The sequence below is a fragment of the Microbispora sitophila genome, assembly GCF_014892245.1.
Lineage (GTDB): Bacteria > Actinomycetota > Actinomycetes > Streptosporangiales > Streptosporangiaceae > Microbispora > Microbispora siamensis.
Genome location: NZ_JADBGC010000001.1, coordinates 47688 through 67218, shown reverse-complemented (window position 1 = coordinate 67218; position 19531 = coordinate 47688). Strand labels below are relative to the sequence as shown.

18 protein-coding genes are annotated in these 19531 nt (G+C 72.6%); 16 read left to right on the top strand and 2 right to left on the bottom strand.

What is annotated here, in order from left to right; translation table 11 throughout:
• Positions 1-52: 52 nt before the first annotated feature.
• Positions 53-1744, top strand: a complete 1692-nt coding sequence (locus IL992_RS00305) for a S49 family peptidase (protein ID WP_193201291.1) — start codon at positions 53-55, stop codon at positions 1742-1744.
• 4 nt (positions 1745-1748) lie between these two features.
• Here IL992_RS00305 and IL992_RS00300 read toward each other — a convergent pair whose 3' ends face one another.
• Positions 1749-2228: a flavin reductase family protein gene (locus IL992_RS00300; RefSeq protein WP_319018229.1), complete on the bottom strand. Its 480-nt coding sequence runs from the start codon at positions 2226-2228 to the stop codon at positions 1749-1751.
• A 161-nt stretch (positions 2229-2389) separates the two neighbouring features.
• Between IL992_RS00300 and IL992_RS00295 the strand changes: the two genes are divergently transcribed.
• A complete protein-coding gene (locus IL992_RS00295) occupies positions 2390-3664 on the top strand; it encodes a phytase (protein WP_193201289.1) in 1275 nt (424 codons plus the stop codon).
• Between the two features lie 55 nt (positions 3665-3719).
• Here IL992_RS00295 and IL992_RS00290 read toward each other — a convergent pair whose 3' ends face one another.
• Positions 3720-4892 (bottom strand): ABC transporter substrate-binding protein, encoded by a 1173-nt coding sequence (locus IL992_RS00290; protein WP_193201288.1) that lies wholly within the window; start codon positions 4890-4892, stop codon positions 3720-3722.
• Between the two features lie 201 nt (positions 4893-5093).
• On the opposite strand from IL992_RS00290, the gene IL992_RS00285 reads away from it, so the two are divergent.
• From IL992_RS00285 to IL992_RS00220, 14 genes are all read left to right on the top strand, one after another.
• A complete protein-coding gene (locus IL992_RS00285; RefSeq protein WP_193201287.1) occupies positions 5094-5837 on the top strand; it encodes a GntR family transcriptional regulator in 744 nt (247 codons plus the stop codon).
• Positions 5838-5946: 109 nt separating this feature from the next.
• Positions 5947-6933 carry a Gfo/Idh/MocA family protein gene (locus IL992_RS00280; protein ID WP_193201286.1) on the top strand — a complete coding sequence of 329 codons (987 nt, stop codon included), beginning with the start codon at positions 5947-5949 and terminating at the stop codon, positions 6931-6933.
• Positions 6930-7781: a sugar phosphate isomerase/epimerase family protein gene (locus IL992_RS00275; RefSeq protein ID WP_319018228.1), complete on the top strand. Its 852-nt coding sequence runs from the start codon at positions 6930-6932 to the stop codon at positions 7779-7781. The genes IL992_RS00280 and IL992_RS00275 overlap by 4 nt, the downstream gene beginning before the upstream one ends.
• 59 nt (positions 7782-7840) lie before the next feature.
• The gene (iolC, locus tag IL992_RS00270; RefSeq protein WP_193201749.1) at positions 7841-8848 is read left to right on the top strand and encodes a 5-dehydro-2-deoxygluconokinase; all 1008 of its coding nucleotides are present in this window, start codon (positions 7841-7843) and stop codon (positions 8846-8848) included.
• Positions 8841-9716 (top strand): Cgl0159 family (beta/alpha)8-fold protein, encoded by an 876-nt coding sequence (locus IL992_RS00265; protein ID WP_193201750.1) that lies wholly within the window; start codon positions 8841-8843, stop codon positions 9714-9716. Before iolC ends, IL992_RS00265 begins: the two co-directional genes overlap by 8 nt.
• On the top strand, positions 9713-10525 hold the full coding sequence (gene iolB / locus IL992_RS00260; protein WP_193201285.1) for a 5-deoxy-glucuronate isomerase: 813 nt from the start codon (positions 9713-9715) through the stop codon (positions 10523-10525). The genes IL992_RS00265 and iolB overlap by 4 nt, the downstream gene beginning before the upstream one ends.
• Entirely contained in the window at positions 10522-12372 is a 1851-nt protein-coding gene (gene iolD / locus IL992_RS00255) for a 3D-(3,5/4)-trihydroxycyclohexane-1,2-dione acylhydrolase (decyclizing) (protein WP_193201284.1), read from the top strand. The genes iolB and iolD overlap by 4 nt, the downstream gene beginning before the upstream one ends.
• Positions 12372-13352 carry an inorganic phosphate transporter gene (locus IL992_RS00250; protein WP_193201283.1) on the top strand — a complete coding sequence of 327 codons (981 nt, stop codon included), beginning with the start codon at positions 12372-12374 and terminating at the stop codon, positions 13350-13352. The genes iolD and IL992_RS00250 overlap by 1 nt, the downstream gene beginning before the upstream one ends.
• A complete protein-coding gene (locus IL992_RS00245; protein ID WP_319018227.1) occupies positions 13349-14008 on the top strand; it encodes a DUF47 domain-containing protein in 660 nt (219 codons plus the stop codon). The genes IL992_RS00250 and IL992_RS00245 overlap by 4 nt, the downstream gene beginning before the upstream one ends.
• 174 nt (positions 14009-14182) lie before the next feature.
• The gene (locus IL992_RS00240) at positions 14183-16009 is read left to right on the top strand and encodes an ABC transporter permease (protein ID WP_193201281.1); all 1827 of its coding nucleotides are present in this window, start codon (positions 14183-14185) and stop codon (positions 16007-16009) included.
• Entirely contained in the window at positions 16010-17107 is a 1098-nt protein-coding gene (locus IL992_RS00235) for an ABC transporter ATP-binding protein (protein ID WP_193201280.1), read from the top strand.
• Positions 17104-17868 carry an HAD family hydrolase gene (locus tag IL992_RS00230; RefSeq protein ID WP_193201279.1) on the top strand — a complete coding sequence of 255 codons (765 nt, stop codon included), beginning with the start codon at positions 17104-17106 and terminating at the stop codon, positions 17866-17868. Before IL992_RS00235 ends, IL992_RS00230 begins: the two co-directional genes overlap by 4 nt.
• Positions 17859-18698 carry an inositol monophosphatase family protein gene (locus IL992_RS00225; RefSeq protein ID WP_193201278.1) on the top strand — a complete coding sequence of 280 codons (840 nt, stop codon included), beginning with the start codon at positions 17859-17861 and terminating at the stop codon, positions 18696-18698. The genes IL992_RS00230 and IL992_RS00225 overlap by 10 nt, the downstream gene beginning before the upstream one ends.
• The gene (locus tag IL992_RS00220; RefSeq protein WP_319018225.1) at positions 18695-19468 is read left to right on the top strand and encodes a Cof-type HAD-IIB family hydrolase; all 774 of its coding nucleotides are present in this window, start codon (positions 18695-18697) and stop codon (positions 19466-19468) included. The genes IL992_RS00225 and IL992_RS00220 overlap by 4 nt, the downstream gene beginning before the upstream one ends.
• The last annotated feature ends 63 nt before the right edge of the window (positions 19469-19531 follow it).

The window sequence follows — 19531 nt, the reverse complement described above, 5'->3', positions numbered from 1 at the left end:
GGGCCCTGATCATCCGGCCATCCCGGCGAAACCTTCGCTTATGGTGGCATTTATGGACGCGACGAGGACGATCGTAGAAACGGTCGGCAAGCTGCGGCAGCGCCGCACCGCGCCGCTCGTGCTGGAACTGGACCTGACCGAGGGGCTGTCGGAAGGCCCGCCCGCCGACCCCGTCACCGCCCTGCTGTCCATGCGCAAGACGCGCCTCACGGAGGTGCTGTCGGGCCTGCGCCGCGCCCGCAAGGACCCTCGTGTCACCGCGCTGATCGTCAAGATCGGCGGCAACCCCCTCGGCCTCGGCATGGTGCAGGAGCTGCGCGCGGCCGTGGTCAAGCTGCGCGCCGCGGGCAAGCGGACCGTCGCGTTCGCCGAGACGTTCGGCGAGTTCGGCGCCGGCACCGTCCCCTACTACCTGGCCAGCGCCTTCGAACGGGTCTACCTCCAGCCCTCCGGCGACGTGGGCCTGACCGGGGTGGCGCTGGAGCAGCGGTTCCTGCGCGACGCGCTCGCCAAGGCCGGGGTGGAGTATCAGATCGGCCAGCGGCACGAGTACAAGACGGCGGCCAACACCTTCACCCAGAACCACATGACCGACGCCCACCGCGAGTCGGCCGGGCGCATCGCCGAGTCGGTCACCGAGCAGATCGTCGCCGGCATCGCCGAGGCGCGCGGCATCGACCCCGAGCGGGTGCGTGAGCTGATCGACCAGGGCCCGTTCATCGGGTCGGAGGCCGTCGAGGCCGGGCTCGTCGACGGGCTGAAGTATCGCGACGAGGTCTACGCGGAGACCGTCGAGGACGGCGCGCACCTGCTCTACGTGTCGCGGTACGCCAAGAGCGCGCTGGCCGGCAGACTCCCCCACCCCGGGGCCGACACGGTCGCCCTGGTCCACGGCAACGGCATGATCCGCCTCGGGCGCAGCGGCCGTTCCCCGCTGGGCGGCGGGGGCGCCATGGGCTCCGACACCATCTGCGCCGCCCTGCGCTCGGCCCGGCGGGACGAGAAGGTCAAGGCCATCGTGTTCCGCGTGGACAGCCCCGGCGGGTCGTACGTCGCCTCCGACGCGATCTGGCGGGAGGTCGTGCTGGCGCGCCGGGCGGGCAAGCCGGTCATCGTGTCGATGGGCGACGTGGCGGCCTCCGGCGGCTACTTCGTGTCGATGGCCGCCGACGTGATCGTGACCCAGCCGGGCACGCTGACCGGCTCGATCGGCGTGTTCGGCGGCAAGCCCGTCGTCGGCGAGCTGCTCGGCAAGCTCGGCGTGGTGACCGAGTCGGTCGCCGAGGGCGCCAACGCCGGGATGTTCTCGCCGTCCACCGCGTTCTCCGACGCCCAGTGGGAGCGGGTGAACGCCTGGCTCGACCGCATCTACGACGACTTCGTGGGGAAGGTGGCGCAGGGCCGCGGCCTCACCAAGGAGCGGGCGCACGAGCTGGCCAGGGGCCGCGTGTGGAGCGGCGCCGACGCCAGGGCGGCCGGTCTCGCCGACGAGCTCGGCGGCCTGGAGGACGCACTCGCCCTGGCCCGCCGCCGGGCCGGGCTGGCCGGCGACGCCCCCGTACGGACCTATCCCCGCATGCACCCGCTGGAGCGGCTGCGCCCGCCGGAGTCCAGCGAGGACAAGTCGGCCGCGCTCGCCCGGGTGCGCCTGGAGGCGTGGGGGCCGCTGGCGCGGATGGCCGGGCAGCTCGGCCTTCCGGCGTACGGCCCGCTCGTGCTGCCGGGCTGGTGGACGATCAGGTAGGAGATCACACCACCGGACGGTAGCGGGAGCGCAGCCGTACGAGCGGGGCCTTCGACCCGTCGACGTAGTCGACGCCGAGGACCTCCCCGACGAACAGCGTGTGATCGCCGGCCGGGACGACCTGGGTCGTCTCGGCCTCGATCGCCGCCACCCCGCGCTCCACGACCAGCGCCTCGCTGTGCGCGCCGCGATGATGGGCGACCCCGGCCAGCAGGAGCCGGGCGCCCGGCCGTCCGGCCGTGGCGAACCTGGAGGCGACCGTCTGCTGGCCGTCCGCGAGGACGCTCGCCGCCCAGCGGTCCCTGCGCAGCAGCACCTCGGCGAGGTATCCGGCCGAGTCGAGGCTGATCAGCACGAGCGGCGGGTCGAGCGACACCGACATCAGGGTCGCGACCGTCGTGCCCAGGTCGTCGCGGTCGTCCTTGACCGTCACCACCGCCACGCCCGCGGCCACCTGTCCCATGGCCTCGGTGAACAGTCCCACGTCGGCGCTCCTTCCCTTCCGGTGTGCGACTGTGCCACCGGGGACCAGGACACGCAACCGAAGTTTTGGTGAATATGTCATGACATAAGGATGACCTATTGCATAGGTGTTAATTGGTCATTACGGTCGAGGCGACATCATCCCCCAAGCGAGGAGGCGCGATGCGTCCCCTGTCCGGGCTGTTCCTTGCCACCCTGACGATCTCCCTGATAGGCGGGGCGGCGGTCCCCGCGTCGAGCAGCGGCGTCGCCACCGTGTACCCGCAGGTGGAGACCCCCGCCCTGTACGACGACGAGGCCGGCGGCAACGCCAACGGCGACGACCCCGCCATCTGGGTGGACCCCCACGACTCGGGCGACAGCGTGGTCATCGGCACCGCCAAGGAGGCCGGGCTCTTCGTCTACGACCTCGACGGGCGGCAGGTCCAGCACCTGCCCGCGCCCGCCGCGCCGGGCCCCGACGACGAGGTCGGCAGGTACAACAACGTCGACGTGGCCTACGGTTTCGGCGGCCGGGACCTCGCGGTGGTCTCCGACCGCGGCCGCGACCAGCTCAGGATCTACGCCATCTCCCAGGGCCGGCTCACCGACGTGACCGACCCGGCCGCGCCGTTCGTCTTCAACTCCACGCAGGAGCAGGTCAACGACAAGGAGACGGCGTACGGCCTGGCCACCTGGACGGACTCCACCGGGACGTACGCGCTGGTCAGCCGGCGGCACCGGACCTCGGTCGGGCTGGTGAAGCTGCTGCCCAAGCCGGGCGGGAAGGTCGGCTACCAGCTCGTCAGGACGCTCGACCTGCCCGCGTCGTTCGCCCTGCCCAACGGCCAGACCTGGGCCCCGTGCGACGAGCCCGGAGTGCAGCCGCAGGTCGAGGGCATGGTCGTGGACCAGGAGAAGGACGTCCTCTACGCCGCCCAGGAGGACGTCGGCATCTGGCGGATGCGGGCCGACCTCACCGGCACGCCGGTGCTGGTGGACAAGACCAAGGAGTTCGGCGTGCCCGGCACGTACGACGCCGCGACCGACGAGTGCACGCCCGGCGCCGACCCCGGCTATGGCGGCAAGCACCTGGCGGCGGACGCCGAGGGCCTGACGATCTACTACCGCGAGGACGGCAAGGGCTACCTGCTGGCCTCCAGCCAGGGCGACAGCACCTTCGCCGTCTACCGCAGAGAGGGGTCCAACGCCTACCTCGGCCAGTTCCGGGTGGGCGAGAAGAACGGCCGCGACGGCGTCGAGCACAGCGACGGCTCGACCGTGCTGAACGTCCCGCTCGGCGACTTCGACGAGGGCCTGTTCGTCGCGCACGACGGGGAGAACACCCCCGCCGAGCCCGACCGGGAGATCACGAACTTCAAGTTCACGAAGTGGGACGACATCGCGGACAACCTCGACCTCGACGTGGACACCGACGGTTGGGACCCGCGCGACTGACGCGGGCACGATAGAAGGCCCCCGGGTGTTCCCGGGGGCCGTTCCGTTCACCGGGTCAGCCGTGGTTGACGCGCCAGAAGTCCGAGACCGTCTGCCGGTTGCGCAGGTCGTCGAGCAGCCCTGCGGGGTCGGTGTGGAAGAGCTGGCCCTTCCAGTCGTTCAGGCCGGCCGGGGTGACCAGCGGCTTCACCGTGCTGTTGCCGGAGACGCCGCCCTCGCCGATCTCGTGCTTCACGCCCTCCTCGGTCATGATGAAGTGGACGTACAGCTTGGCCGCGTTGGGGTGCTTGCTCTTGGCGGCGATCGCGACGTACTTGGGGTAGCTGAAGCCGGCGAACGGGGTCATCCCCTCGCAGGTCGCCTGCGCGTATCCCTTGTCCTCGTTGTTGCGGAACTTCGAGATCGACATGAAGCCGATCTTCTTGTCGGTGGCGTTCGGCGCGCCCACCGCCGCCGAGATGTCCTCGTCGGAGCCGGTCAGAACGGGCTTGTTGGCCGAGATCCGCTTGACCCACTCGTAGGCGGCGCTCTTCTCCTCGGTCTGCAGCGGCTTGCCGTACTTCGCCTGGTAGGCCTGCTCCAGCGCCTGGTTGCCGTGCGCGTCGAGCTGGGTGAAGAACGACAGCACGGTGGGCTTGCCGAGCGGGTCCTGCATGACGAGCTTGCCCGCCCACTCCGGCTCGGTCAGGTCCCACACGTTCTTGATCGGGCACCCGCCGGGCGAGAGCTTGGTGTTGTACGCGAAAACCGTGGCCTTCGACAGCGCGAGCAGCGGGTTCTGGTTCTCGGCCGGGATCTGGTCCTTCAGGTCGGCGGGCACCCATGTCCGGGCGACGCCCTGCGGGATGAGCTGGCCGACCAGCACCCCGCCGTCCTCGTACATGGCCGCGTCGATGGTGACGTTGCCGGCCGCGTGCTCCCTCGTCATCTTCTCGGCGGTCTGCGGGGTGTCGGACTTCACCCCCTCCATGGGGATGCCGTACTTGGCGGTGAAGGCCTTGGCCACCTCTTCGATGTCGCCGCTGGAGTCGTAGACGAGCAGGCCGCCCTCCTTCTTCGCGGCGGCGACCAGCGCGTCCAGGTCGAGGGACGCGTCGATCGAGGGGCCGGGCAGCGCCTGCTCGGCGCTCGTCGCGGAGGACGGCGCGTCCGGGCCGGTGGAGGGCGCGCAGGCGGCGACGGCGAGCGCGAGCAGTGCCAGGGGAACGATCTTCCGGGTACGCCTCAAGGTGGCGTCACTCCTCTTGCCTCTCGGGGGTCGTCGGGCGCCGCCCAGAGCCCCGATCCGGCGCCGCGGTGTGCTCCACGATGAACGTCACGTGAATAGTTTGTCAAGACATAATGACCGCCGTTGCGAACTGGACATCTCCCGTTAATCGGGCCACGGCGGCATTGGTCAAGACATTCTGATGTCAGCTACCGTCGAGGCGTGACAGTCACCAGATTGGACATCGACCTCGACAGGTCGAGCCCCGTGCCCCTCTACTTCCAGGTGGCCGAGCGGATCACGGAGGCCATCCAGGCCGGCAAGCTGCCCCCCGGCTCCCGGCTGGACAACGAGATCCAGCTCGCCGAGCAACTCGGCCTCTCCCGCCCCACCATCCGCCAGGCGATCCAGTTCCTCGTGGACAAGGGCCTGGTCGTCCGCAAACGCGGCGTCGGCACCCAGGTCGTGCACGGCCAGGTGAAGCGCGCGGTCGAGCTCACCAGCCTGTACGACGACCTCCGCAGGGCCGGGCAGGAGCCGGAGACCCGGGTGCTGTCCCTGGACACCGTACCGGCCGAGGAGGAGGTCGCCGTGGCCCTGGGGATAGAACCGGGCACGGAGGTGCTGCGGCTGGAGCGGATCAGGTACGCCATGGGAGAACCGCTCGCCCTGCTGCACAACTGGCTGCCGGTCGGGCTGGCCCCACTGACCGCCGAGTCGCTGATGGAGCGCGGGCTCTACGAGATGCTCCGCCAGACCGGCATCCGGATGCGGGTGGCGCACCAGCGCATCGGCGCCCGCGCCGCCACTCCTGCGGAGGCCCGGTTGCTGGAGGAGCGGCGAGGCTGCCCGTTGCTCACGATGGTCCGCACGACCTACGACGACCAGGGCCGGGCGGTCGAGCACGGCTCGCACGTGTACCGGGCCTCGCACTATTCCCTCGAGGTCACCCTCGTCGAGCGCTGAGTCACGCTTTTATCATCGGGATGATAGTTCATCCGAATGTCAGGACAAACTCTTGACCTTTACCTTCCGCTCATCTAGAACTGGAGGCCCCTGGACGAGGAGCTGACACATGCGTGTGGGTTTGCTGGGCCTTGGTCGCATAGGCGTTTTCCATGCCGCCACCCTTGCCGGTCTCGCGGACGAGCTGGTGGTCTCCGACGTGGACCGGAGCCGGGCGGAGGAGGTGGCGGCACGCTTCTCGGCGGCACGGTCCTCCGTGACGGTCGGCGACCCCTTCGACGCGGACGCGATGGTGATCGCGACCCCGACGTCCACCCACGCGGAGGCGCTCGAACGCGCCTGTGAGCTGGGCGTCCCGGCGTTCTGCGAGAAGCCGGCGGCGCCCACGGTGGAGGAGACGCTGCGGGTCGCCGAGACCGTCGAGCGCACCGGCGCCGTCGTCCACATCGGCTTCCAGCGCCGCTTCGACGCGGGCTACCTGGCCGCCCGTGACGCGCTGCGCTCCGGCGATCTTGGCGTGCTGCACCGCGTCCACCTGATGACCGCCGATCCCGCGCCTCCGCCCGCCGGCTACATCCCGTTGTCCGGCGGCATCTTCCGCGACTGCCACATCCACGACTTCGACATCCTGCGCTGGGTCACCGGGCGCGAGGTGGACACGGTCTACGCGACCGGCGCCAACCGCGGCGAGGAGTACTTCGCCGAGGCGGGCGACGTGGACACCAGCGCCGCGATCCTCACGATGGACGACGGCACGCTGGCGACCCTGCAGGGCTCGCGCTACAACGGCGCGGGCTACGACGTGCGAATGGAGCTGGCCGGCACCCGCGGCGCCTGGGCGGCGGGGCTCGGCGGGCGCACCCCGCTGCGCTCGGCGGAGGGCTTCGCGCCGGACGGCGACCCCTGGCCGGACTTCCAGGCCAGGTTCGAGGAGGCGTACGTCGCGGAGATGACCGCCTTCCTGGAGGCGGCGCGGGGCGAACGGGAGAGCCCCTGCACGGTCCGCGACGCCCTGGCCGCGCTGTACGTGGCCGAGGCGGCGGACCTGTCCCGCCGGACCGACCGTCCCGTCCGCGTGATGGAGGTGGCGAAGTGAGGATCGCCGCCGCCCCCATCTCCTGGGGGGTCTGCGAGGTGCCCGGCTGGGGCCACCAGCTCGCCCCGGAGCGCGTGCTGGCCGAGATGGCCGCGCTCGGGCTGACCGCCACCGAACTGGGCCCGGACGGGTTCCTGCCGCCGGAGCCGGACCGCCGCGCCGCACTGCTCGACGGCTACGGCCTGCACGCGATCGGCGGCTTCGTCCCGGTCGTCCTGCACGACCCGGCGCACGACCCGCTGCCCGGCCTGCGGGACACGGTTGCCGCCTTCGAAGCGGACGCGGTCGTCGTGCTGGCCGCCGCGACCGGGGTGGACGGCTACGACGGACGCCCCGCCCTGGACGACGAGGGCTGGCGGACGCTCCTGTCCAATCTCGACCGGATCGACCGGGAGATCCCCCACCTGGTCACCCTGCACCCCCACGTGGGCACCATGGTCGAGACCGGCGAGGAGGTGGAGCGGGTCCTCGAGGGTGCGGCCGTCTCCCTCTGCCTGGACACCGGGCACCTGCTGGCCGGCGGCGCCGACCCGCTCGACGTCGTCAGGAAGGCCCCTGAGCGGATCGCCCACGCGCACCTCAAGGACGTCGACGCCGGCCTCGCCGGGCGGGTCAGGTCGGGCGAGCTCACCTACACCGACGCGGTGCGGGCCGGGATGTACCGGCCGCTCGGCCGCGGCGACGTGGACGTGGCGGGCATCGTCTCCGGCCTGACGGCCGCCGGGTACACCGGCTGGTATGTCATGGAGCAGGACGTGATCCTCACATCGGCCGACGCCGATCCCGTGGAGGACGTGCGCGCGAGCCTGGCCTACCTCACGGGCCTGGCCTCCCCGGAGGACGCGTGACCGGCACTGAGGCGGGCACTGTGTCGGACACCGCGGCGGCCGCGCCGGAGGTGCTGACCATGGGGCGGGTCGGGGTCGACCTCTACCCACTGGAGGTCGGGGTCTCCCTGCGGCAGGTGACGACCTTCGGCAAATACCTGGGCGGCAGCCCGACCAACGTGGCCGTGGCCGCCGCCCGCCTGGGCCGCCGCAGCGCCGTGATCACCCGCACCGGCGCGGACCCGTTCGGGCGTTTCGTGCACGACGCGCTGCGCGAGTACGGCGTGGACGACCGCTACGTCACCGCGGTGCCCGGCCTGCCGACCCCCGTGACGTTCTGCGAGATCCGGCCGCCGGAGGACTTCCCGCTGTTCTTCTACCGCTGGCCCAAGGCGCCCGACCTGGAGATCCTCCCCGCCGAGCTCGACCTGGCCGCCGTCACCGGCGCCGCGCTGCTGTGGACGACCGTGACCGGCCTGTCCGACGAGCCGTCGCGCGGCGCGCACCTGACGGCGCTGAAGGCCAGGGGACGCGCCCCGCACACCGTGCTCGACCTCGACTACCGGCCGATGTTCTGGCCCGACCCGCGTACGGCCCGGCGGCACGTGCGCGAGGCGCTCGAACACGTGACGGTCGCGGTCGGCAACCTCGACGAGGCCGAGGTGGCCACCGGCCTGCGCGATCCCGAGGCGGCCGGCCGGGCCCTGCTCGACGCCGGGGTCGAACTCGCGATCATCAAGCAAGGATCGGCCGGGGTGCTGGGCATGACGGCCGGCGAGACGGCGGTGGTGCCGCCCGTCGAGGTCGAGGTCGTCAACGGGCTGGGCGCCGGGGACGCCTTCGGCGGAGCGCTGTGCCACGCGCTGCTCGCGGGCTGGCCCCTGGAGCGGACGCTGCGGTTCGCCAACGCCGCGGGCGCGATCGTCGCCGGCCGGCTGGCCTGCGCTCCGGCGATGCCGACCCTCGGCGAGATCGAGACCGTCGTGACACGGGGTTCCGCGCGGGGGCTTCCCCCGCACCCGGGGAACGTCATCCAGGGGGACGTCCCTCGTGGACAAGCAGGAAGGGGGGACGCCGGGCATGCGTGAGGAGGACTACCGCCGCCTGCTCGACGACCGGGCCTGGCACCCGGAGCGGGTGGCCCAGGCCGCCGCGGTCCGCAGGCGCCGTCCGCTGCTGAGCGGGCGCGGCCGGTTGCTGATCATCGCGGCCGACCATCCGGCCCGGGGCGCGCTCGGCGTGGCCGGACGCCCGATGGCGATGGAGAGCAGGATCAGCCTGCTCGACCGGCTGACGACCGCCCTGGCCCGGCCCGGTGTGGACGGGCTGCTCGCCACTCCCGACATCGTGGAGGACCTGCTGCTGCTCGGCGCCCTCGACGACAAGATCGTGATCGGCTCGATGAACCGGGGCGGCGTCCAGGGCGCGGCGTTCGAGTTCGACGACCGCTTCACCGCCTACGACGCCGAATCGCTCGCGGCGATGGGCTTCGACGGCGGCAAGATGCTCTGCCGGATCGGGCTGGAGGACCACGCGACCGCCGCCACGCTGGCGAGCTGCGGGCAGGCCGTCACCCAGCTCGCACGGCACAGGCTGATGGCGATGATCGAGCCGTTCTGGTCCCATCGTGTCGGGGGCGTGGTGCGGCACGACCTGTCGCCCGAGGCGATGATCCGCGCCATCAGCGTCGGCCAGGGGCTGGGAGCGACCTCCGCCCACACCTGGCTCAAGCTCCCGGTGACCGAGGACATGGAACGCGTCCTTGAGGCCACGACGCTGCCCGTGCTGCTGCTCGGTGGCGAGCCCGGCTCCGACGAGATCTGGGACTCCTGGAGCAAGGCCCTGCGCCTGCCGGGCGTGCGCGGCCTGGTCGCCGGTCGGGCGCTGCTCTATCCACCGGACGACGACGTCGCGGCGGCCGTGGACGCCGCGGTCAACCTGCTGGAGACCACATGACCTACATCCCCCACGGCACGGCCGCCTCCGGCCCCTGGGACGTCGAGATCACTCCCGAGGCCGCGGGCTGGACGTACGCCGGGCTGCGGGTCGTGGACCTGGCGGACCGGCCGGTGGAGCTGTCCACCGGCGAGGAGGAGATGCTCGTCCTGCCGCTGTCGGGGGCGTGCGACGTCGTGGCCGACGGCCTGCGGCTGTCGCTGACCGGACGCCTCTCGGTGTTCTCCGGGCCGACCGACTTCGCGTACCTGCCGGTCGACGCCCGGGTCACGATCACCGGCAGGGGCAGGATCGCCCTCCCGGCCGCCCGGGCCACCCGCCGCTTCCCCATCAGGTACGGCCCCGCCGATGCCGTGCCGGTGGAGATCAGGGGCGCGGGACAGGCGACCCGGCAGGTCAACAACTTCTGCTCTCCGGAGGCGTTCGACTGCGACAAGCTGGTGGCGGTCGAGGTGATCACGCCGGGCGGCAACTGGTCGTCCTATCCCCCGCACAAGCACGACACGCCGTCGGAGCACGAGGCGGTGCTCGAGGAGATCTACTACTTCGAGGGCGGCCCCGGCTACCAGCGGGTGTACGGCACCCACGAGACGCTGGCCGAGGTGTCGGCGGGCGACGTGGTGCTCGTCCCGCACGGCTACCACGGCCCGTCGATGGCCGCGCCCGGCTACGACCTCTACTACCTGAACGTCCTGGCCGGCCCGGCGGACAAGCGATCCATGGCCTTCTCCGACGATCCGAGGCACGCGTGGATCCGCGACTCGTGGGCCGATCAGCCCGTCGATCCCCGGCTCGGAGGTGCGTCATGAGGAACACGACGAGGCTCACGGTGGCGCAGGCGCTGGTGCGGTTCCTCGCGCAGCAGTGGACCGAGCGCGACGGCGTGGAGCACCGGCTGATCGCGGGGTGCGTGGGCATCTTCGGGCACGGCAACGTCGCGGGCATCGGCCAGGCCCTGGCCGAGCAGGGCGCGGGCACCCACGACCCGCTGCCCTACTATCTGGCCCGCAACGAGCAGGCGATGGTGCACACGGCCGTCGGCTACGCCCGGCAGTCCGACCGGCTGTCCACGCTCGCCTGCACCAGCTCGATCGGGCCGGGCGCGACCAACATGGTCACCGGGGCCGCGCTGGCCACGATCAACCGGCTGCCGGTGCTGCTGCTGCCCGGCGACCTGTTCGCCACCCGGGTCGCCTCGCCGGTGCTGCAGGAGCTGGAGGACCCCCGGTCGTACGACGTCAGCGTGAACGACTGCCTCAAGCCCGTCAGCCGTTTCTGGGACCGGGTCAACCGGCCCGAGCAACTGCCGGCGGCGCTGCTTGGGGCCATGCGGGTGCTCACCGACCCCGCCGAGACCGGCGCGGTGTCGTTGGCGCTGCCGCAGGACGTGCAGGCCGAGGCGTACGACTGGCCCGAGGAGCTGTTCGCGCGCAGGGTCTGGCACGTGGCCCGGCCGACCCCCGAACCCGCCGCCCTGGCCAGGGCCGCCGAGCTACTGCGCGGCTCGCGCCGCCCGCTGATCGTCGCCGGGGGCGGGGTCAAGTACAGCGGCGCCTGCGCCGAGCTGGCCCGTTTCGCCGGACGTCACGGCGTGCCGGTGGCCGAGACCCAGGCAGGCAAGGGCGTGGTGCCGTACGACCATCCGCGCGCGGTGGGCGCGATCGGGCACACCGGAACCCGCGCCGCCGACACCCTGGCCCGCGAGGCCGACCTGGTCATCGGGATCGGCACCCGCTACAGCGACTTCACCACCGCCTCGCGGACGCTGTTCGGGCAGGCCAGGTTCCTCAACGTCAACGTGGCGGCGTTCGACGCGGCCAAGCACGCGGCCGGGACGCTCGTCGCCGACGCCCGCGAGGCCCTGAAGGCGCTGGATGACGTGGACTGGCGGGCCGACCCCGGCTGGACGAGCCGGGCGGCCGAACTGGCCGCCGCATGGCAGGCCGAGACCGACCGGTTCTACGGCGGGACCGAGCTGACCCAGCCGGTGGTGCTGGGCGTGCTCAACGAGGTCGCCGCAGGCGGGGTGGTGGTCAACGCGGCCGGGTCGATGCCGGGCGACCTGCACCGCCTCTGGCGGGCCTCCGACCCCGGGCAGTACCACGTCGAGTACGGCTACTCCTGCATGGGCTACGAGATCGCCGGAGGCCTGGGGGTGAAGCTCGCCGCCCCGGAGCGTGAGGTGTTCGTGCTCGTCGGCGACGGGTCCTACCTGATGATGGCCCAGGAGATCGCCACCGCCGTGCAGGAGGGCGTCAAGCTCGTCATCGTCCTGGTGGACAACCAGGGCTTCGCCTCGATCGGCGCGCTGAGCGAGTCGGTCGGCGCGCTCCGGCTCGGCACCGCCTACCGCACGCGCGGCCCGGACGGCCGGCTCGACGGGGAGCGGCTGCCGGTGGACCTCGCCGCCAACGCGGCCAGCCTCGGCGCCGACGTGCTGACGGCGGCCGATCCGCAGACCCTGCGGGCCGCGCTCGCCAAGGCCGTCGCGTCCCCCCGCACGACCGTGGTCTACGTCGAGACGGTCCCCGGCCCCGCGCCGGGCGCCGAGGCGTGGTGGGACGTGCCGGTGGCCGAGGTGTCCGGGCTCGCCGAGGCGCGCGCCGCGCGCGAGCGCTACGACGAGGCCAAGCGTGACCAGCGGCCCTACCTCTGATGGGGTGGACGCTCGCGTTCGCCGCGGCGGCGGTGCTCTTCACGGTGATCAGCGGGGCGAACGACGGGGCGACCCTGATCGGGCTCGGGCTGCGTTTCCCCCGCTCCCCGGGCTGGACGGCCGCCGCCCTGCTCACCGCGACCCTGTTCGCCGGGCCGTACGTGCTGGGCGTCACGGTCGCCCGGACGTTCACCGAACGGCTGGCGGGGCTGGACACCGGGCAGGGGGCGGCGGCCTTCCTCACCGGAGTGGTGGTCGCCGTGACGGTGGTCGCGGTCCTGACCGGCCGCGGCCTGCCCACGAGCCTCACGCTCGCCGTGATCGGCGGCATCACCGGCGCCGGGCTCGGCGCAGGTCTGCCGGTGTCGTGGCGGGGAGTGGCCACCGTCCTCGCGGTCGGGGCCGGGGCACCCCTGGCCGGGCTGGCCCTCGGCTACCTGCTCGGGACGGCGTCCCGCCGGGTGCCGTCCTACCAGCGGATGCCCCGGCTCGTGGGCACCGCCCACCTGCTGGCGTACGCGGCCCAGTGCCTCGCGTACGCGGTGAACGACGGCCAGAAGATGATCGCGGTCGCGAGCGTGGCGATCGGCGTTGGCCGCGGCGGGATCGGCCGGGTGGGCCCGGTCGACGTCCCGCCGGTGTGGATGGCCGTCCTCGTGGCGCTCTTCCTCGCCGGGGCGCTGGCGGGTCTCCCCCGGGTCGGCGCCCGGCTCGGCCGCGGCCTGGTCATCACCCGGCCGCTGCACGTCGTCTCGGCGGAGACGGCGGCCACCGGCGCCGTGCTCGGCAGTTCGGCCCTCGGCAGCCCGGTGAGCATGACCCAGTCCATCACGGCCGGCGTGGTCGGCGTGGCGGCAAGCGAAGGAGCACGGAGGGTGCGATGGCAGGCAGTGGTGAACATGGGAACGGCGTGGCTGGTCACGCTGCCGTCGTCGCTGGCGCTGGGCTGCCTCGCGGGGCTGGCGCTCAGGCTGGCGTGACCGGCGCGCGCGGGCGCGGCCGCCGGTTCGCGCGCGCCTGGGACGACCTGCGGGGGCGGTCGGCACGGCGGGTGGTCGGCCTGGTCCGCGGGCAGATCGCGGTCGCGCGGGCCGGGGCCGGTCTCGCCCGCGCCACCGCCGCCGGCGAGACGGACAGGTCGGCCGCGCGGGCCCGCATGGCCGAGGTGGAGCACGAGGGGGACGCGGCGCGGGCCGAGCTCGTGGAGACCCTGCTCCGGGTGCTCGCCACGCCGATCGACAGGGAAGACCTGTTCCGGCTCTCCCGCTCCATCGACGACGTCCTCGACCACCTGCGCGACTACGTACGCGAGACCGACCTGTTCGGGCCGGAGGACCTCGGCTTCGCGGTCGAGCCGCTGCAGGCGGTGATCGACGGCCTGGCCGAGCTGGACGCGGCCGTGCTGAAGATGCTCGACGACCCCGGCTCGGTGACCGTCGCCGTGCTCGCCACCCGCAAGTGCTGCAACCGCCTGCGACAGCTGTGCCAGGCCCGGCTCGCCGAGCTGTTCAGCGGCCCGCTGCGGATGGAGACGCTGCGCGAGCGCGAGCTGCTGGCCCGCCTCGACGCGGTGGGCCGGCGACTCGGCGAGGCCGCCGACGCGCTCGCCGACGCCATGCTCAAACGCAGCCACTGAGCCGCGTCCCACCAGGCGGAAACCCCGCTCCGCCGCGCCCCGAAACCCGACGGCCCGAAACCCCGACGGCCCGGAACCCGACGGCCCGTTTCCCGCCCCTTCCCGACTTCCCGGCAACGCTGAAAGCGGGGCCCCGCACCCCGGCGGTCCCCGACCTCGAAGGAAGTACCCCCCATGGCTGTTGTGACCAAGGCGGAGACGCCGCCCCGACCACCCAGATCGCGCAGGCTGCTCTATCGGCTGCGCGTCCTGCGCCACGACCCGACCGCCGCGCTCGGGCTGATCCTCGTCGTCCTGCTCGGCTACCTCGTCGTGGCGCCGCTGGTCGCCGTGCTGTCCGACGCCTTCCGCCTGCAGTACGGCGACGACGTGCACGCCGGGCAGGCGGTCGGCGAATGGACCGGCTACTACCTCTGGCGGGTCTTCCGCTCCCAGATCAGCGGGCTGCTGTTCTGGCAGCCGCTGCTCAACACGCTGGTGGTCGCGCTGGGCACCGTGCTGTTCGCCCTGGTCCTCGGCGGCGGCATGGCGTGGCTCGTGACCCGCACCAACGTGCCGGGACGCAAGTGGCTGGCGGGCGCGTTGGTGATCCCGTACATGCTGCCGTCGTGGACCTTCTCGCTGGCGTGGCTCACGCTGTTCAAGAACGAGCGCGCCGGCGGTCAGGTCGGGTTCCTCCAGGCGCAGGGCGTGCACACGCCCGACTGGCTGGCGTACGGCGCGCTCCCGATCATCGTGACCCTGGGGCTGCACTACTACCCGTTCGTGCTGCTTCTGGTCGGCAACGCGCTGCGGCGCATCGACGCGCAGCTCGTGGACTCGGCGCGCATCCTCGGCGCGCCGCAGCGCACGGTCGTGCGCCGCATCGTGATCCCGCTGATGCTCCCCGCGCTGTCGTCGGCCGTGCTGCTGGTGGTCGGCCGGGTGCTCGGCACGTTCGGCACGCCGTACGTGCTGGGGCTGCCGGCCGATTTCCGGGTGCTGTCGACGGGGCTGTTCCAGTCGATCCGCGACCGCAGCACGGGCGTGGCGTCCGTGCTCGCCACGGTCATCGTGGTCGTCGGGGTGGTGATCGTGCTCGCCGACACCCGGATGACCCGCGAGCACCGCCGGTTCGTCACCGTCGGCGGCAAGGGCAGCATGGACCGGCTGAGCGACCTGCGCCGCCTGCGCTGGCCGGCGTTCGCGCTCGGCCTGGTGGTCTTCGGGGTGAGCGTGCTGGTCCCGGTGTTCACCCTGCTGCTGTCCACGGTCACCCGTACGCCGCTGGACCTGTCGACCTTCACCCTCGACTACTGGTTCGCCGAGCGGCTGCCCGGGGCGGTCGGGTTCCCGCACGGCGTCTTCCGCGGCTCCGAGCTGTGGGCGGCGGCGTGGAACTCCCTGCGCATCGTCGGCCTGGCCTCGGTGATCTGCGCGGTCGCCGGGCTGCTGGTGGGATACGTCGTGGTGCGCGGGACGGCCCCGCGCGTCGCCTTCTTCCTCCGTCAGGTCTCCTTCCTGCCCTACCTCGTCCCCGGCATCGCGTTCGCCGCCGCGTCGCTGTCGCTGTTCGCCGTGGCCCGCGGCCCGATCCCCGCGTTGTACGGCACGACGTTCCTGCTGATCCTGGTCATGGCGGTGACCCACCTGCCGTACAGCTCGCGCTCGGGCATCGCGGCGATGACCCAGCTCGGCCGCGAGCCGGAGGAGGCGGCGCAGATCGCCGGCGCCCCCTGGTTCCAGCGGATGGGGCGGATCATCTTCCCGATCCAGAAGGGCGCGCTCGTCACCGGGATCGTGCTGCCGTTCATCTCCGGGCTCAAGGAGCTCAGCATCGTGGTCATGCTCACCACGACCGGCACGGAACTGCTCACGACGCTGTCGATCGGCCTCGTGGACTACGGATACACCCAGCTCGCCAACGCGGTCGTCCTCGTCATCGCGTTGGTCTCCTTCACCATGACGTACCTGACCCAGCGGCTGACCAAGAGCAGCCTGGCGTCCGGGCTAGGAGGATAGATGCCAGCCATCACGTTGACCGGAGTCGCCAAGAGCTACGGCGGCGGCGAGCACGCAGTGAAGAACCTCGACCTCACCGTCCCCGACGGTGCGTTCATGTGCCTGCTCGGGCCCTCCGGCTGCGGCAAGACCACGACCCTGCGCATGATCGCCGGTCTGGAGCAGCCCACGGCCGGCACCATCGCCGTCGGTGACCGGGTGCTCGACTCCGTCGAGCGCGGCCTGTACGTCCCGCCGGAGAAGCGCGGCATGGGCCTGGTCTTCCAGAACTACGCGCTGTGGCCCCACCTGTCCGTACGCGACAACGTCGAGTTCGGCCTGCGCATGCGCAAGGTGCCGGCCCCCGAGCGCAGGGCCAGGGCCGAGGCGGCGCTGAAGATGGTGCACGTCGACGCCGCCATGGACCGCTACCCCTCCCAGTTGTCCGGCGGCCAGCAGCAGCGCGTCGCGCTCGCCCGCATGCTCGCCGTCAACCCCTCCGTGCTGCTGCTCGACGAGCCGCTGTCGAACCTCGACGCCCGGCTGCGCCTGGAGATGCGCGCCGAGCTCAAGCGCATCCACGAGGAGTCGGGCGCGACGATCGTCTTCGTCACCCACGACCAGCTGGAGGCCCTCACCATGGCCACCGACGTCGCGGTCATGAACGAGGGCGAGCTGCAGCAGGTGGCCGCGCCGATGGACATGTACGACCGGCCCGCCAACCGCTTCGTCGCCGAGTTCGTCGGCAGCCCGCCCATGGCGATCGTCGACGTCGGGCCTTCCCCCGCCGGCCTGGCCGGGTCGCTGCTGCGCTTCGCCGAGTCCCGCGTACCCGGATGCGCGCCCGCCGCCGTCGGCATCCGGCCCGAGGCGCTGCGCCTCGGGCCGCCGCCCGGCGCCACCTGGTGCGAGGAGGCCGTCGTCGAGGCCGTGCTGCCGGCCGGGTCGTCCTGGACCGTACGGCTTCGCGTGCTCGACACCGAGCTGTACGCGCTGTCCTACACGCCGGTCGAGGCGGCCCCCGGCGACGTGGTGACCTGCTGGACCGAGCGGATGCACCTGTTCGGCGCGGACGGCGCGCGGCTGTCCGCCTGGGACGGAATGGGAGCTGTGGCGTGATCAGGCCCGTGGCGTTGCTGCTGGACTTCGGCGGCGTGATCGTGGAGACCACCCGCCGCCCGTCCTGGGCGGCCGAGCTCGCCGCCGAGGTGCACGGACTCCTGCGCCGGGCGGGCTTCGACGGCCTCACCGCGGAGGAGGTCGAAAGCGACATCCGGGCGGGCGCGCGCGCCGACAAGTACTGGAAGGACTCGACCTCCCGCCGCTTCGCTCCCGAGGAGATGACGCACCGGGAGTTCTGGGCCGACTACGTCGCCGGCGACTGGCCCGAGCAGGCCCGCACTCTGGTGACCGCCGAGGCGACCCCGCTGTGCCGCCGGATGGGTGAGCTGCGCAGCGGGCGCAAGCTGCGGCCGGGGATGGAGGAGCTGCTGGAGGCCTGCTGGGCGAACGGCGTCACCCCGGCGGTCGTCAGCAACGCGCTGTGCGGCGCCGTCCATCGCGACTTCATGACGACGGCCGGGCTCGACCGCCAGGTGGCCGTGCAGGTCTACAGCGACGAGGTCGGTGTTCGCAAGCCCAACCCCGAGATGATCTGGATCGCCTGCCGGGCCCTGGGCGCCGACCCCGCACAGGTCTGGTACGTCGGCGACAACTACGACCGCGACGTGGTGTGCGGCGCCCGCGCCGGAGCCGGGGCGACCGTCCTGATGGTCTCCGGCAGCACCGAAAAGATCCCCTACCGGGTGCGCCAGAGCCCCCAGGCGACCGTGGAGGACCCGCGCGGCCTGCTGACCCTTCTGGAGGAGACATGGACCTGAACACCTCACGTGAGCTGGCCGCCATCGCGGTCAGGGCGGCCAGATCGGTGGGCGACCTGCTCCGCCACGCCTTCCGCTCCAGACCCGAGATCACCACGAAGCGCGACTTCCACGACCCGGTGACCGAGCACGACAAGGCGGCCGAGGCCCGCATCCGGGAGGTCATCGACCGCCTGTGCCCCGGCAGCGTGGTGGTCGGCGAGGAGGGCGGCGTACGCGGCGAGGGCGAGGTCCGCTGGTACGTCGACCCCATCGACGGCACCGCGAACTTCGCGGCCGGGCTGCCGTTCTTCTGCACCTCGATCGCCGCCGCCGTGGACGACGAGGTGGTGGCGGGCGTCGTCTACGACCCGGTGCGCGACGACGAGTTCACCGCCTCGCTCGGCGGGGCCTTCTGCAACGGGGTGCCGCTGCGCAGCTCCGGCGCCCGCACCGACCGGGAGGCGGTGCTGCTGTCCAGCTACCCCACTCCCCGCGACCTCACGGCGGAAGGCGACGACGCGCTGCACCGGTTCGCCCGCATCCAGCACGCCTTCGCCACCACCCGCCGGCCCGGCAGCGCGGCGATGAAGCTCGCGCACGTCGCCGCCGGCTGGTCCGACGTCGCGCACGGCACGAACATCAACACCTGGGATGTGGCGGCCGGGTCGCTCCTGGTCGCTCAGGCGGGCGGGGTGTTCGTCCCGCTGTCCGGCAGCGTCTTCACCCCCGGCGGCTACGTCGCGTGCGTCGGCGGGTTCGACCTCGCCGGGTCGGTGATGGCCGAGGTCTTCCCGGACATCTCGGCCGCGGTCGCGGCGAGGGCGGACTCGGGACAGGCGGCCTCGTGATCCGCTGGATCGTGACCGACCTGGACGGCACGCTCGTGGGGCGCGACCTCGCCATGGTGCCCGCCAGCAGGGACGCGCTGCGCCGCTTCCGCGCCGCGGGCGGAGAGGTCGTCATCGCGACCGGGCGGATGGAGCTGTCGGCCCGGCCGTTCTACGACGAACTCGGACTCGACGGGGCGGCGATCCTCTACAACGGCGCCCGTACGGTGGATCTCGGCACGGGAGCCGTGCTGCGCTCCCGTCACCTGCCGCCGGGCGCGTGGCGGACGCTGCTGGAGATGTTCGGCGACCTCCCCGAGGGCGTCTATCCGGTCGCGTTCTGCGGCGGCGAGGCGCTGGCCGTGGACGACGTGCCCGAACTGCGGGACTACGCCCGGCGCGACGGCATCGACCTGCGGGATCCCGGCGACTGGTCGGCCCTGCCGCCCGGTGAGATCACCAAGTGCATGCTGATCGGCGACCCGCTCCCCGACCTGGCGATCCCCGGCACCGTGACGGTCCGGTCCGAGGCCACCTACCTGGAGGTGCTGCCCGAGGGCGCGACCAAGGGCACCGCGCTCCGCGCTCTGGCGGCGTCCCACGGCGTGCCGCTCGAGCAGGTCGCCGCGGTCGGGGACAACCCCAACGACATCGACATGATCGCGGTGGCCGGGCTCGGGGTGGCGGTCGGCGACGGCCACCCGGACGTCCGGGCCGCGGCGGACGTCGTGGTCGGCGCCTGCGCCGACGGCGCCGTCGCCGACGTCGTCGAGCTCGCCCTCTCCAGCTGAGCGAGGCACGCCGGGCGGCGAGCCGATCGGCCGGCAGCGCACGGTCTTGACGATCGGGGTGGA

Excerpts from the sequence above, each read along its gene's own strand:
- IL992_RS00295 (WP_193201289.1), top strand. The coding sequence starts at position 2,390 with ATGCGTCCCCTGTCCGGGCTGTTCCTTGCCACCCTGACGATCTCCCTG.
- IL992_RS00250 (WP_193201283.1), top strand. The coding sequence starts at position 12,372 with ATGGGGTGGACGCTCGCGTTCGCCGCGGCGGCGGTGCTCTTCACGGTG.
- IL992_RS00225 (WP_193201278.1), top strand. The coding sequence starts at position 17,859 with ATGGACCTGAACACCTCACGTGAGCTGGCCGCCATCGCGGTCAGGGCG.
- IL992_RS00305 (WP_193201291.1), top strand. The coding sequence starts at position 53 with ATGGACGCGACGAGGACGATCGTAGAAACGGTCGGCAAGCTGCGGCAG.
- iolC (WP_193201749.1), top strand. The coding sequence starts at position 7,841 with ATGGGGCGGGTCGGGGTCGACCTCTACCCACTGGAGGTCGGGGTCTCC.
- IL992_RS00280 (WP_193201286.1), top strand. The coding sequence starts at position 5,947 with ATGCGTGTGGGTTTGCTGGGCCTTGGTCGCATAGGCGTTTTCCATGCC.
- IL992_RS00235 (WP_193201280.1), top strand. The coding sequence starts at position 16,010 with ATGCCAGCCATCACGTTGACCGGAGTCGCCAAGAGCTACGGCGGCGGC.
- IL992_RS00265 (WP_193201750.1), top strand. The coding sequence starts at position 8,841 with ATGCGTGAGGAGGACTACCGCCGCCTGCTCGACGACCGGGCCTGGCAC.
- iolB (WP_193201285.1), top strand. The coding sequence starts at position 9,713 with ATGACCTACATCCCCCACGGCACGGCCGCCTCCGGCCCCTGGGACGTC.
- iolD (WP_193201284.1), top strand. The coding sequence starts at position 10,522 with ATGAGGAACACGACGAGGCTCACGGTGGCGCAGGCGCTGGTGCGGTTC.
- IL992_RS00240 (WP_193201281.1), top strand. The coding sequence starts at position 14,183 with ATGGCTGTTGTGACCAAGGCGGAGACGCCGCCCCGACCACCCAGATCG.